This window comes from Pseudomonas sp. UTLPPB19802 (assembly GCF_059730225.1).
On record NZ_AP048545.1, the window covers coordinates 3,647,578 to 3,663,254 of the forward strand.

At 67.2% G+C, this 15,677-nt stretch carries 1 protein-coding gene (running past one end of the window); it reads left to right on the forward strand.

From position 1 onward, the window contains the following. Positions 1–15,677 carry the 5' portion of a non-ribosomal peptide synthase/polyketide synthase gene (locus AC6I6U_RS16400; protein ID WP_497882945.1) on the forward strand. The gene runs 7,024 nt beyond the window's last position, so only the first 15,677 of its 22,701 coding nucleotides appear in the window; the start codon lies at positions 1–3; its stop codon lies off the right edge, out of view.

Genomic DNA, 15,677 nt, shown 5'->3' on the forward strand with positions numbered 1-15,677 from the left:
ATGCAGTTCAGTGAATTGATGGCAGTTATTTCCACCCACGCGATCCGTCTCCAAAGGGAAGATGACGATCTGGTGATCCAGGGGAACGACGACGCGCTGGATGATGCGTTGTGGGACCAGTTGAGCCACTACAAGGTTCAATTGCTCGAACTGGTCGCCAGTCATGGCGGCGACTGGCTCAGCCCGGCCTTTCGCATCACCCCCGAAATGCTGCCGCTGGTGACCCTGGACCAGGAGGCGATAGACCGCATCGTCGCGACCGTACCGGGGGGACCGGCCAACCTCCAGGATATCTACCCGCTGGCGCCGTTGCAGAACGGCATGCTCTACCACCACCTCTCTGCCCCCCAGGGCGATCCCTACGTGCTGCAGGCGCAGTTCACCTTCGACAGCCGCGCGCGCCTGGATCGCTTCGTCGAGGCCTTGCAGTGGGTGATCGATCGTCACGATATCCTGCGCACCGCCATCGCCTGGGAGAGCCTGGACGAGCCGCTGCAAGTGGTCTGGCGCGAAGCGCCGCTGGTATGCGATGAGCACCGGCTGGAGGACGCCGAGGGTGATGTGCTGGGCCGCCTGCGCGAGCTGTACGATTCCCGGCACTATCGCCTCGACCTGCGCCAGGCGCCGCTGCTGCGCCTGGTGTTCGCCAACGATGAGGCCAACCAGCGAGTGGTTGCGTTGTTGCTGTTCCACCACATGGCCATGGACCATACCGCGCTGGATGTGGTTCGCCAGGAAATCGCCGCCTGCCTGCGCGGGCAGAGCGAGCAGGTGCCGGCGGCAGTGCCGTTTCGCGACTACCTGGCACGGGCACGGATGAGCCTCGACGAATCGGCCCATGAAGCCTTCTTCCGCGGCATGCTCGGCGATATCGACGAGCCGACCCTACCGTTCGGCCTGCGCGAAGTGGCCGAGGGCGGCCCCGGCATCGAAGAGGGTCGGCTGACCCTGGACCCGCGTCTGAGCCTGGGCCTGCGCAACCAGGCGCGGCAGTTGGGCGTCAGCGCGGCGAGCCTGATGCACCTGGCTTGGGCGCGGGTGTTGAGCGGCCTGTCGGGGCGCTCGGCGGTAGTTTTCGGTACCGTGCTGCTGGGGCGGATGGATGCCGGCGAGGGCGCCGAACGGGCCCTCGGCATGTTCATCAACACCTTGCCACTGCGGGTCGATGTCGACGCGCAGGGCGTGCGTGCCGGCGTACTTGCCACCCATGCCCGGCTGACCGCCTTGCTCGACCATGAACAGGCCTCCCTGGCCCTGGCCCAGCGTTGCAGCGGCGTCAGTGCGCCGACGCCGCTGTTCAGCTCGATGCTCAACTACCGTCACAGCGCTGCTGGCGATGCCGCCGAAGTGATCGAGGTGGCTGAAGGCATCCAGGTGCTGGGCGCCCAGGAGCGCAGCAACTACCCGCTGAGCCTGAGCATCGACGACCTCGGTGAAGACTTCCGCCTGACCGCCCACGTGCTGGCTTCGGCCGGCGCGCAGCGGGTCTGCGCCATGATGAACAACGCGCTGGAGGCGCTGCAGCAGGCACTGGAACAGGCCCCCGAAACGCCGCTTGACCGCCTGGTGATCCTGCCGGCGGCGGAGCGTGAGCAGGTGCTGGTGGCGTTCAATGCCAGCACGGTCGACTTCCCGCGCGGACAGACCGTCCACGGCTTGTTCGAGGTCCAGGTCGAGCATCGGCCCGAAACCCTGGCGGTGGTACAGGGCGCTGACTCGCTCAGCTACCGCCAGCTCAACCGGCAGGCCAACCAACTGGCCCACCACTTGCGCACGCTAGGTGTGCAGGCGGACGACCGCATCGCCATCAGCCTGCCGCGTGGCCCCGGGATGCTGGTGGGCTTGCTGGCGATTCTCAAGGCCGGTGCCGCCTACGTCCCGGTCGACCCGGCGCTGCCTGGCGAACGCCGCCGCTACCTGCTCGAAGACAGCGCGCCGGTTGCCTTGCTGACGCACAGCGAACTGCGCGGGCAATTGCCGGAACTGGCAATTCCGGTGCTGGAGCTGGACCGCGTCTCCTGGCAGGAGCAGTCGCCGGACAATCCCGTGGCTGCTGGCCTGACCCCGGCGCACCTGGCTTACGTGATCTATACCTCCGGATCGACCGGCCTGCCCAAGGGCGTGATGGTCGAGCATCGCACTGTCGAGAACCTGATCCACTGGCACCGTACCGCGTTCGAACTGAAGGCCGGCGACCATGCCTCCAGTGTCGCCGGTTTCGGTTTCGACGCCATGGCCTGGGAAGTCTGGTCGGCACTGTGCGTGGGCGCGACCCTGCATCTGCCGCCGGCGGACATCGGCCACCAGGAGATCGACCGCCTGTTGGTCTGGTGGCAACAGCAGCCACTGGACGTCTGCTTCCTGGCGACCCCGATTGCCGAACATGTCTTCACCCAGCAGATCGAACACCCGACCCTGCGGACCCTGCTGATTGGCGGCGATCGCCTGCGCCAGTTCAACCAGGCCCAGCGCTTCGCGGTGATCAACAACTACGGCCCGACCGAAGCCACGGTGGTTGCAACTTCCGGACAAATGCACGCCAGGCAGGTGCTGCACATCGGCAAGCCGATCGCCAATGCCCAGGTCTATCTGCTCGATGAGCAACTGCAACCGGTCCCGGTCGGCGTGACTGGCGAGCTGTACATCGGCGGTGCCGGGGTCGCACGCGGCTACCTGAACCGCCCGGAGATGACCGCCGAGCGCTTCATCGACAACCCGTTCAGCGCCGAACCGGACGCTCGCCTGTACCGCACCGGCGACCAGGCGCGCTGGCTGGCCGACGGCAATCTGGACTACCTCGGGCGTAACGACGATCAACTGAAGATTCGTGGCGTGCGTATCGAACCGGGAGAAATCGAAGCGGCACTGGCCAGCCACGAAGTCATCAATGAAGCTGTAGTCCTGGTGCGTGATGGGCGCCTGGTGGCCTGGTTCACGGCCAGCGAAGCCCTGGCGATCGAAGCCCTGAATATCTACCTGCATAGCCGCCTGCCGGAGTACATGGTGCCCTCGGCCTATGTGCAGCTCGATGCGTTGCCGTTGACCGCCAACGGCAAGCTGGATCGCAAGGCACTACCGGCACCGGACCAGGAGGCGCTGCTCAGTCGTGCCTTCGAGGCCCCCCAGGGGGCCGTGGAAGTCGCCCTGGCAACGATCTGGGCGCAAGTGCTCAAGGTTGAGCGGGTGGGCCGTCACGATCACTTCTTCGAACTGGGCGGGCACTCGCTGTCGGCGGTGATCCTGATCGAGCGCATGCGCCAGGTCGGGCTCAACACCGACGTACGCGTGCTGTTCAGCCAGCCGACCCTGGCCGCACTGGCAGCGGCGATCGGCAGTGGTCGCGAGATCCAGGTCCCGGAAAATCGCATTCCCGCCGATTGCCGGCACCTGACCCCGGACCTGCTGCCCCTGATCGACCTCGACCAGGCAAGCCTCGACCGCATTGTCGCCGGCGTGCCCGGCGGTGCGGCCAATGTGCAGGACATCTACCTGCTGGCGCCGTTGCAGGAAGGTATTCTCTATCACCACATGAGCGCCGAGCAGGGCGATCCCTACCTGTTGCAGGCACAGTTGGCCTTCGACGGCCTGGAGCGTCTGCAGGCCTTTGCCGCTGCGCTGCAGCAGGTCGTCCAGCGTCACGATATCCTGCGTACCAGCGTACTTTGGGAAGGCCTGGAACAGCCGGTCCAGGTGGTCTGGCGCCAGGCCGAGCTGCCGCTGTGGGAGGAGCGTTTCGATGCGGCCAATGGCGAAGTGCTCGAGCAGTTGCTGCAACGTTTCGATGCGCGTGCCTATCGCCTGGACATCCGCCAGGCCCCCCTGATGCAACTGGCCTATACGCAAGACCCGGCGCAGCAGCGGGTTGTCGCGGTGTTGATGTTCCATCACCTGGCCATGGACCACACCGCACTGGCGGTGGTGGTGCAGGAGATCCGCAGCCTGCTCGCGGCGCAGGGCGAGCCCCTGCCGGCGGCGGTGCCGTACCGCAACTATGTAGCCCAGGCCCTGCTCGGTACCAGTGAGCAGGAACACGAGGCATTCTTCCGCGAGATGCTCGGCGATATCGACGAGCCGACCCTGCCGTTCGGCCTGCAGGACGTGCAGGGTGATGGCCGGGATATCGAGTCGGCGCTGCTGCCGCTGGCGGATGACCTGAACCTGCGTCTGCGTGAACAGGCACGGCAGCTCGGCGTCAGTGTGGCGAGCCTGATGCACCTGGCCTGGGGCCGGGTGCTGGCCGCTACTTCGGGCAAGGACACGGTGGTCTTCGGCACCGTGCTGATGGGCCGGATGCAGGGCGGCGAAGGCGCCGACCGGGCCCTGGGGATGTTCATCAACACCTTGCCGCTGCGGGTCGAAGTGGGCGAAACCAGCGTACGCGCCGGCGTCAAGGCGACCCATGCGCGACTGACCGCGTTGCTCGGCCACGAGCATGCGTCCCTGGCACTGGCCCAGCGCTGCAGTGCGGTGGATGCCTCGCTGCCGTTGTTCAGCGCCTTGCTCAACTACCGTCATAGCGCCGCCGATCGCGCGGAGCCAGGGCAAGCGCTCTGGGAGGGCATTCACTCGATCGGGGGCGAGGAACGCAGCAACTACCCGCTGACCCTGAGTGTCGATGACCTCGGCAACGGCTTCGAGTTGCGCGTGCTGGCTTCGGTGTCCGTCGGCGCGCAACGGCTGGGTGACTACATGGGCGTTGCCCTGGAGCAACTGGTGCAGGCGCTCGAACAGAGCCCGGAGTTGGCCCTGGGGCAACTGTCGATCCTGCCCGCGGTGGAGCGGCAACAAGTGTTGCACGCGTTCAATGCCACCCAGCGAGCCTATCCTGGGCAGCAGACCCTGCACCGGCTGTTCGAAATTCGTGCCGCCGCCCAGCCGGACAGTCCGGCGGTGGTGCATGGCGGGCAAGTGCTCGGCTATGGCGAACTCAACCGGCGTGCCAACCAGTTGGCTCATCACCTGCTCGGCCTCGGCGTGCAGCCGGGGGACAGCGTGGCGATCCTGCTGGAGCGCTCGGCAGAGCTGCTGGTCAGCCAACTGGCCATCAGCAAGTGCGCGGCGGTCTATGTGCCGCTGGATATCCATGTACCGCTCGAACGCCAGTGCTTCATGCTTGAAGACAGCCGGGCGGTGCTGCTGCTGACCCGCAGCGACCAGCCGGACGCCCAGGGGCTGCGCCGGGTGGAACTGGACCGGCTCGCCGAGGACTCACTGGCCGCACATGATCCGGGCCTGGCCCAGTCGGCCGAGGCACCGGCCTACATCATGTACACCTCCGGCTCCACCGGCACGCCCAAGGGCGTGCTGGTACCGCATCGTGCGGTTGCACGCTTGGTGCTGAACAACGGCTATGCCGATTTCAACGCCCAGGACCGGGTGGCGCTTGCCTCCAACCCGGCGTTCGATGCCAGCACCCTGGAGGTCTGGGCGCCGCTGCTCAATGGCGGCTGCGTGGTGGTGGTCGAGCAGGACGTGCTGTTGTCCCGCGAAGCCCTGGCGGCGTTGCTGCGCGAACAGGCGGTCAGCGTGTTGTGGATGACCGCGGGCCTGTTCCACCAGCATGCCGATGGCCTGATGGAGAGTCTGCGCGCCTTGCGCTACTTGATCGTTGGTGGTGATGTGCTGGATCCGGCGGTGATTGCCCGAGTGCTGGAGCAGGGGGCCCCGCAGCACCTGCTCAACGGCTACGGCCCAACCGAAGCCACGACCTTCTCGACGACGTTCGAGATCACGGCGGTCGATGGCGACAGCATTCCGATCGGGCGACCCATCGGCAACAGCCGCGCCTATGTGCTCGATGCCCGCCAGCAGCCGGTACCGCTCGGCGCGGTGGGCGAGCTGTATGTCGCCGGTGCCGGTATTGCCAAGGGTTATCTGAACCAGCCGGAACTGAGCGCGGAAAAATTCAGCGCCGATCCGTTCGCCGGTGGCTCGATGTATCGCACCGGTGACCTGGTGCGCTGGCGTGCCGACGGTAACCTGGAATACCTGGGGCGTAATGACCACCAGGTAAAGATCCGCGGCTTCCGTATCGAGCTGGGTGAGATCGAAACACGCCTGGGTCGTCATCCGCAGGTGCGCGACGTGGCGGTGCTGGTGCGCGAGGTCGCGCCGGGAGACAAGCGCCTGGTGGCCTGGTTCAGCGCTGCGGTGGCGGGCGAGTCGGTGCAGATCGAGGCACTGCGTGATTATCTGCAGGCGCAGTTGCCGGACTACATGGTGCCGTCGGCCTATGTCCAACTCGACACGCTGCCGCTGACCGCCAACGGCAAGCTGGACCGCAAGGCGCTGCCGGCGCCAGGCGACAGCGCGCTGCTCAGCCGCGGCTACGAAGCCCCCGAGGGCGAAGTGGAAACCCGGCTGGCACGGATCTGGGCCGAGCTGCTCAAGGTCGAGCAGGTCGGTCGCCACGACAACTTCTTCGAGCTGGGCGGTCACTCGCTGCTGGCGGTGACACTGATCGAGCGCATGCGCCAGGCCGGCCTCAGTGCCGACGTGCGCACGCTGTTCAGCCAGCCGACCCTGGCGGCCCTGGCCGCGGCCATCGGTACTGGTCGTGAAGTGCTGGTACCGGCCAACCGCATTCCCGCCGATTGCCAGCGCATCACCCCGGACCTGCTGTCGCTGGTCGAGCTGGACCAGGCGCGCATCGACCGTATCGTTGCCAGCGTGCCGGGTGGTGCCGCCAACGTACAGGATATCTACCCGCTCACGCCGTTGCAGGAAGGCATCCTGTATCACCACCTCAGCGCCGGGCAGGGCGATCCCTATGTGCTGCAGTCGCGGCTGGCCTTCGACAGCGCCGAGCGCCTGGAGGCTTTCGCCGGGGCCTTGCAACAGGTGATCGAGCGTCACGACATCCTGCGTACCACTTTCCTCTGGGAAGGCCTGGAACAGCCGGTGCAAGTGGTCTGGCGCCGGGCCGAACTGGTGGTCCAGGCGCTGGCGCTCGACCCGGCCGACGGCGAGGTGCTGGACCAGTTGCAGGCGCGTTTCGATTCGCGCCACTATCGCCTGGACCTGACCCGGGCGCCGCTGATCCGCCTGGTACACGCCTACGATCCGGCGCTTCAGCGCACGGTCGCCGCGCTGCTGTTCCACCACCTGATCCTGGACCATACCGCACTCAAGGTGGTGCTGCAGGAGATGCAGGCGACGCTGCTCGGCCAGGACGCGGTCCTGAGCGAGCCGGTGCCCTATCGCAATCATGTGGCCCAGGCGCGCCTGGGTGTCAGCGATCAGGAACACGAAACGTTCTTCCGCGACATGCTCGGCGCTATCGACGAACCGACCCTGCCTTTCGGTTTGCAGGACGTGCAGAACGATGGCAGCGATATCGAGGAGGTTGCCCGGCCGCTGGCCGATGACCTGAGCCAGCGCCTGCGGGCGGCTGCCCGTGGGCTCGGCGTGACACCGGCGAGCCTGTTCCACCTGGCCTGGGGCCAGGTGTTGGCGGCCACCAGCGGCCGTGAACAGGTGGTGTTCGGCACGGTATTGCTGGGGCGGATGCAGGGCGGCCAGGGTGCTGACCGCGCCCTGGGGATGTTTATCAATACCTTGCCATTGCGGGTCGGGATCGATGCCACGCCGGCCCGTGCCGGGGTCCTGGCGACCCATGCACGGCTGACCGCGCTGATGGGCCACGAGCATGCCTCGCTGGCCCTGGCCCAGCGCTGCAGCGCGGTGGCGGCACCGGCGCCGTTGTTCAGTGCAATGCTCAACTATCGCCAGAGTGGCAGCGATACCCAGGCGGCCTGGGAGGGGATCGAAGCGCTGGCCAGCGATGGCCGTACCAACTACTCGTTGAGCCTGAGTGTCAACGACCTCGGCGAGGGCTTCCGGCTGATCGCCCTGACCCTGGCGTCGGTGGGCGCATCACGTATCTGCGAGCTGATGGAGCAGGCGCTCGTGTCGCTGGTCCAGGCCCTGGAACAGGAGCCAGGGCGGGCGCTGGATCGCCTGGTGGTGTTGCCAGCTCGGGAACGTGAGCAACTCTTGTTCGGCTTGAATGCCCAGGTCCTCGACAACGGCTCCGACCAGGCGATCCATGGCCTGTTCGAGGCCCAGGTCGAGCGTACGCCAGAGGCGGTGGCACTGGTAGCCGACGGCGAACAACTGAGCTACCGGGAACTGAACCAGCGTGCCAACCGCCTGGCCCATTACCTGCGCGAGCAGGGCGTGGGCGCCGATGCGCGGGTGGCAATTTGCGTCGAGCGCGGCGTGCCGATGCTGGTGGGCCTGCTCGCCATCCTCAAGGCCGGGGGCGCCTATGTGCCGCTCGATCCCGGTTATCCGCAGGAGCGGATCGCCTACATGCTCAAGGACAGCGCCCCGCTGGCGGTGCTGGCGCAGGACGCGACCCTCGCGCGCCTGGGGCCTGTCACCGTGCCGCTGGTCAACCTCGACCACGCGGTCTGGGGCGAACGCTCCACGGCCAACCTGTCGCCGGCGTCGGCCGCCGACCTGGCCTACGTGATCTACACCTCCGGTTCCACCGGCACGCCCAAGGGCGTGGCAGTGCCACACCGTGGCGTGTGCAACCTGGTGCAGTGGAGTTCCCGGCTCTGTGCCAACGCCGCCCAGGGGACGCTGCTGCACAAGACGCCGTTCAGCTTCGATGCCTCGGTCTGGGAGCTGTTCTGGCCGCTGAGCAGCGGCATGCGCCTGGTGCTGGCGCGTCCGGATGGCCATCGCGATCCGGCCTATCTGGTACAGCAGGTCCGTGAGCAGCAGGTCAGCGTTATCCAGTTCGTGCCGGCGATGCTGCAACAGTTCCTGCACGTGGAGGACGTCGGCGAGTGCAGTAGCCTGACCGATGTGTTCTGCGGCGGTGGCGACCTGACCCCGGCCCTGGCCCAGGCAGTGCGGGCACGGCTGCCCTGGGTGCGCCTGCATAACGTCTACGGGCCGACCGAGGCCACGGTGGACAGCACGGTATGGACACTGGAGCCGCAGGCGCCGGTACCGACCACGCAACTGCCGATCGGCCGTGCCATCGACAACACTCGCTTGTATGTCCTCGATACCCGCGACGAGCCAGTGCCACTGGGCGTCAGTGGCCAGTTGCATATCGGTGGCGTTGGCGTGGCACGCGGTTATGTCGGCCTGGCCGAGCTGACCGCCGAACGCTTTATCGACAGCCCGTTCGTTGCCGGCGACCGGCTCTACCGTACCGGTGACCGGGTGCGCTACCGCCTCGATGGTAACCTCGAATTCCTCGGCCGCAACGACGACCAGGTCAAGCTGCGTGGCCTGCGTATCGAGTTGGGCGAGGTCCAGGCTCGACTGGCCGAACATCCGGCGCTCCAGGACGTGGTGGTGATGGTTCGCGAGGACGAGCCGGGCGACCAGCGCCTGGTGGCCTACTACACGGCCAGCACAGCCCCGGCCGTCGATGAACTGCGGGCGCATCTGCTCGGCTACCTGCCGGAGTACATGCTGCCGACGCTGTTCGTGCACCTGGAAAGCATCCCGCTGAGCCCCAACGGCAAGCCGGACCGCAAGGCCTTGCCGGCCCCCGACCAGGCCACCTTGGCCAGCCGGGAATACGCGGCGCCGATCGGCGAGATCGAGACCACCCTGGCCGCTATCTGGGCCGAGGTGCTCAAGGTCGAACGGGTCGGCCGTCACGATCACTTCTTCGAACTGGGCGGCCATTCGCTGCTGGCCGTCAGCCTGATCGAGCGCATGCGCCAGGTCGGCCTGAGCGCCGATATCCGCGTGCTGTTCAACCAGCCAAGCCTGGCGGCGCTGGCCGCGGCGGTGGGCGGTGGGCGGGCGGTGACGGTGCCGGACAACCGCATTCCGGCCGACTGCAAGCAGATCACTCCGGACCTGTTGCCACTCATCGAACTGGACCAGGCCGCTATCGACCGGATCGTTGCCAGCGTGCCGGGCGGCGCGGCCAATGTGCAGGACATCTACCCGCTGGCGCCATTGCAGGAAGGCATTCTCTACCATCACCTGAGTGCCGGGCAGGGTGATCCGTACCTGCTGCAATCACAGATGGCCTTTGACCACCCGCAGCGCCTGGAGGACTTCGCCGGCGCCCTGCAACAGGTGATCGAGCGTCACGACATCCTGCGCACCGCGATTCTCTGGGAGGGCCTGGACCAGCCGGTGCAGGTGGTCTGGCGCCACGCGCAACTGACGGTCGAGGCCGTCGCCCTCGACCCGGCGGCCGGCGATGTACTGGCGCAGTTGCAGGCGCGTTTCGACGCCCGCCACTATCGCCTGGACCTGACCCAGGCACCGCTGATCCGCCTGCTGCATGCCTACGACCCGCTGAATCGGCGCACGGTGGCGGTGCTGCTGTTCCATCACCTGGTGCTCGACCACACCGCCCTGGAGGTGCTGGGCCAGGAGCTGCAGGCCGGCCTGCTCGGGCTGGACGAGCCGCTGGGCAAGGCAGTGCCTTATCGCAACTACGTGGCCCAGGCGCGCCTGGGTGTCAGCGAACAGGAACACGAAGCGTTCTTCCGCGAGCAATTGGGCGATATCGACGAACCGACCCTGCCATTCGGCCTGCGGGACGTGCAGGGCGAAGGCCATGCCATCGAGGAAACCAGCCAGCTCCTGCCGACCGAGCTGACCTTGCGCCTGCGGGCCCAGGCCCGTCTGCTCGGCGTCAGCGCCGCCAGCCTGTTCCACCTGGCCTGGGCGCGGGTGCTGGCGGCCACCTGCGGCAAGTCGGCCGTGGTCTTCGGCACCGTGCTGCTGGGCCGCATGCAAGGCGGCGAGGGCAGCGACCGGGCCCTGGGCATGTTCATCAACACCTTGCCGCTGCGGGTCGACATCGATGCCACCTCGGTGCGTGACGGCGTCAAGGCGACCCATGCGCGCCTGACCGACCTGCTCGGCCACGAGCATGCCTCGCTGGCCCTGGCCCAGCGTTGCAGCGGGGTGGCGGCGCCGTTGCCGCTGTTCAGCGCGATGCTCAACTATCGCCACGGTCATCTTGGCGAGCGTGACGCCCAGGCCCGGCAGGCCTGGCAGGGCATCGAGGTACTCACCAGCGAGGAACGCACCAACTACCCGCTGAGCCTCAACGTCGACGACCTGGGCGATGCCTTCCGCCTGGTGGCGCAGGTCGCCGAGGTCGGTGCGCAACGGATCTGCGACTACATGCAGGTGGCGCTGGAGTCGCTGGTGCAGGCACTGGAGTTCGAGCCGGAACTGGCCCTGGAGCGCCTGCCGGTACTGGGCGCCGCCGAGCGTGAGCAACTGCTGGTGGACTTCAACGCCACGGCGGTCGACTACAACCTCGAACAGACCCTGCACGGGCTGTTCGAAGCCAGGATCGAATCGGCACCACAGGCCCCGGCGGTCAGCGCCGGCGACCAGCACCTGAGCTACGACGAGCTGAACCGGCGTGCCAACCAGCTGGCCCATTACCTGCGCGAGCAGGGCGTAGGGCCTGACACGCGTGTGGCGATCTGTGTCGAGCGTGGCCTGGAAATGGTCGTCGGCCTGCTGGCGATCCTCAAGGCCGGCGGCGCCTATGTACCGCTAGACCCGGCCTATCCGGCGGAGCGCCTGGCCTACATGCTGGCCGACAGTGCGCCGCTGGCGGTGCTGGTCCAGGCCGGTACCCGCGAGCTGCTGGGTGAACTGGCGGTGCCGGTGATCGACCTTGACCGTCGCGACTGGAGCGGGCAGCCGCAAAGCAATCCGCAGATTGCCGAACTGAGCCCACGGCACAGCGCCTACGTGATCTACACCTCGGGCTCCACCGGCCAGCCGAAAGGCGTGATCAACGAGCACGCGGCGGTGGTCAACCGCCTGCTGTGGATGCAGGACGAGTACGGCCTGACGCCCGAGGACGCGGTGCTACAGAAGACCCCGTTCAGCTTCGACGTGTCGGTCTGGGAGTTCTTCTGGACACTGTTCACCGGCGCGCGCCTGGTCATGGCGCGGCCGGAAGGGCACAAGGACCCGGTCTACCTCGGCGAGGTGATCGAGGCCGAGCGGATCAGCACCTTGCACTTCGTGCCATCGATGCTCGACGTGTTCCTCGCCCATGGCGATAGCGCATTGTGCGGCTCGGTGAAGCGGGTGATCTGCAGCGGCGAGGCGCTGCCGGGTAGCGTGGTGCGTCGGTTCAAGGCTCAATTGCCGGGGGCCGAGCTACACAACCTCTACGGCCCGACCGAGGCAGCGGTGGACGTGACGGCGTGGAACTGCGCCGGCCCGATCGAGCAGACCCCGGACAACACGCCGATCGGCAAGCCGATTGCCAACACCCGCATGTACCTGCTGGATGCGCAGATGCAGCCGGTGCCGCTGGGGGTGGTTGGCGAGCTGTACATCGGCGGCGTGCAGGTGGCCCGTGGCTACCTGAACCGTGCCGAACTGACGGCCGAACGCTTCCTTGAGGACCCGTTCAGTCCGCAGGCCGAGGCGCGGATGTACCGCACCGGCGACGTCGCCCGCTACCTGGCGGACGGCACTATCGAGTATCTGGGGCGCAACGACGACCAGGTGAAGATCCGCGGCCTGCGCATCGAGCTGGGCGAGATCCAGGCGCGCCTGACCGCCTTCCCGGCGGTGCAGGAAGCGGCGGTGGTTGCCCGCGAGGATGTGTCTGGCGACAAGCGGCTGGTGGCCTACTACACGGCGACCGAGCATCAGGCGATCGACGCCTTGCGCGCCCATCTGCTGGAGCAGTTGCCGGACTACATGGTGCCGATGCTGTTCGTTCACCTCCAAGTGCTGCCGCTGAGCCCCAACGGCAAGCTGGATCGCAAAGCGCTGCCGGCGCCGGACCAGGCGGCCTTGCCAAGCCGGGTCTACCAGGCACCACAAGGCCCGGTGGAAACCGCCCTGGCGCAGATCTGGAGCGAAGTGCTCAAGGTCGGGCCGGTCGGGCGCGAAGACAACTTCTTCGAACTGGGCGGGCATTCACTGCTGGCGGTCAAGCTGATCGAGCGCATGCGCCAGCAGGGCCTGGCGGCCGATGTGCGGGTGCTGTTCGGCCAACCGACCCTGGCCGCCCTGGCCGCCGCCGTGGGCGGGCAGGTCGAAGTACAGGTTCCGGCCAACCGCATCACCGCCGACTGTTCGCGGATCACCCCGCAAATGCTGCCGCTGGCCGAGCTGGACCAGGCCGGCATCGACCGGATCGTCGCGAGCATCCCTGGCGGCGTGGCCAATGTGCAGGATATCTATGGCCTGGCACCGTTGCAGGCGGGCATCCTCTACCACCACCTGGCGACCCGCGCGGGCGACCCCTATGTCATGCAGGCGCAGTTCGAGTTCGCCGGCCTGGCGCAGGTCAAGGCCTTTGTCCGGGCGCTCAACGTGGTGATCGAACGCAACGATATCCTGCGCACCAGCGTGCACTGGGAAGGCCTCGGCGAGCCGGTGCAAGTGGTCTGGCGAGAGGCTCCGCTGGCGCTGGAACGGCTCGACAGCGACCCGCTTGCCGGCGCTGCCCTGCAGCAGTTGCAACAGCGTTTCGACCCACGCCACTATCGCCTGGACCTGAACCAGGCGCCGTTGCTGCGCCTGGCCTATACCCGTGACGAGCAACTGGACCGCTGGTTCGGCGTGCTGCTGTTCCACCACATCCTGCTCGATCACACCGCGCTGGACGTGCTGGTGCATGAAATGAGCGCCAGCCTGCAGGGCCAGGTGCAGCGCCTGGGGGCGGCGGTGCCTTATCGCAACCACGTCGCGCAGACGCGCCTGGGCACCAGCGAGGCGGAGCACGAGGCCTTCTTCCGCGAGATGCTTGGCGATATCGACGAGCCGACCCTGGCCTTCGGCTTGCAGGAGGTCGCGGGCGATGGCCGCAATATCGATGAACTGCCGGTGGCGCTGGATGCGGCGCTGTGCCTGCGTCTGCGCGAGCAGGCCCGCCAGCTCGGGGTGAATGCCGCGAGCCTGCTGCACCTGGCCTGGGCCCAGGTGCTCGGACGGGTCTCGGGGCGTGACGAAGTGGTGTTCGGTACCGTGCTGATGGGGCGGATGCAGGGCGGCGAGGGCGCCGACCGGGCCCTGGGCATGTTCATCAACACCCTGCCACTGCGGCTGAGCGTCGGTGCGGTCGGGGTTCGCGAAGCCCTGCGGTCGACCCATGGGCGGTTGTCGCAACTGCTTGGCCACGAGCATGCGTCGCTGGCCCTGGCCCAGCGTTGCAGTGGCGTACCCGCTTCGCTGCCGCTGTTCAGCAGCCTGTTCAACTACCGCCACAGCAGTGCTGCCGAAGCCTCGGTCGAGCAGGCGGCGACCTGGGATGGCATCCAGTTGCTCCAGGCGCGCGAGCGCAGCAACTACCCACTGGTGCTCAACGTCGATGACCTCGGCGAAGGTTTCTCGTTCAAGATCCAGGCGCCGGCCGAGTTGGGGCTGGAGCGGATTGCCGGCTACCTGTGCACGACCCTGCAACACCTGATCGATGCGCTGGCGCTCGCGCCGAATACGCCGCTGCATGACCTGGCGATGCTGCCCGAGGCCGAGCGCGAGCATCTGCTGCAAGGTTTCAACGCTACCGAGCGTGCCTACCCGATCGACCAGACCCTGCACAGCCTGTTCGAAGCGCGTGCCCTGGCCCAGCCGGAGGCACCGGCGGTGATCCATGGCCAGCAGGTGCTCGGTTATGGCGAACTCAACCGGCAGGCCAACCGCCTGGCCCATTACCTGGTCGGCCAGGGCGTAAGGCCCGGGCACCACGTGGCGATCCTGCTGGAGCGCTCGGTCGACCTGCTGGTCAGCCAACTGGCGATCAGCAAGTGCGCGGCCGTCTATGTACCGCTGGACATCAATGCCCCGGCCGAACGCCAGGATTTCATGATCCGGGACAGCGGCGCGGTGCTGCTGCTCACCCGCAGTCGTGAAACCCTCGGCTACCCGGCCCGCCGCGTCGATCTCGACCGCCTCGACCTGGCCGACCAGCCGGCCCATGACCTGGGGCTGCGGCAGTCCGCCGAGGCGGCGGTCTACATCATGTATACCTCCGGCTCCACCGGGACGCCCAAGGGCGTGCTGGTGCCGCACCGCGCGGTCAGCCGGTTGGTGATCAACAACGGCTACGCCGATTTCAACGAACACGACCGGGTGGCGTTTGCCTCCAACCCGGCGTTCGATGCCAGTACCCTGGAAGTCTGGGCACCGTTGCTCAATGGCGGCTGTGCGGTGGTGGTCGAGCAGGATGTGCTGTTGTCTCGCGAAGCCCTGGCGGCATGGCTGCAGGAGCAACAGGTCAGCGTGCTGTGGATGACCGCCGGCCTGTTCCACCAGCATGCCGATGGCCTGCTGGCAGCATTCCGTGGCCTGCGCTACCTGATCGTCGGCGGCGATGTGCTCGATCCGGCGGTGATCGCCCGGGTCCTGGCGCAGTGCGCGCCACAGCACCTGCTCAACGGCTATGGCCCGACCGAGGCGACTACGTTCTCGACCACCTTCGAGATCACGGCGGTCGAAGACGGCAGCATTCCGATTGGCCGGCCGATCGGCAACAGCCGTGCCTATGTGCTCGATGCCCGGCAGCAGCCGGTGCCGGTCGGGGTGGTTGGCGAGTTGTACATTGGCGGTACCGGGGTGGCCCAGGGTTATCTGAACCAGCCTGGACTGAGTGCCGAGAAGTTCCTCGCCGACCCGTTCAACCCTCGCCCCCACAGCCTGATGTATCGCAGTGGCGACCTGGTGCGCTGGCGCGCCGACGGCAATCTGGAATA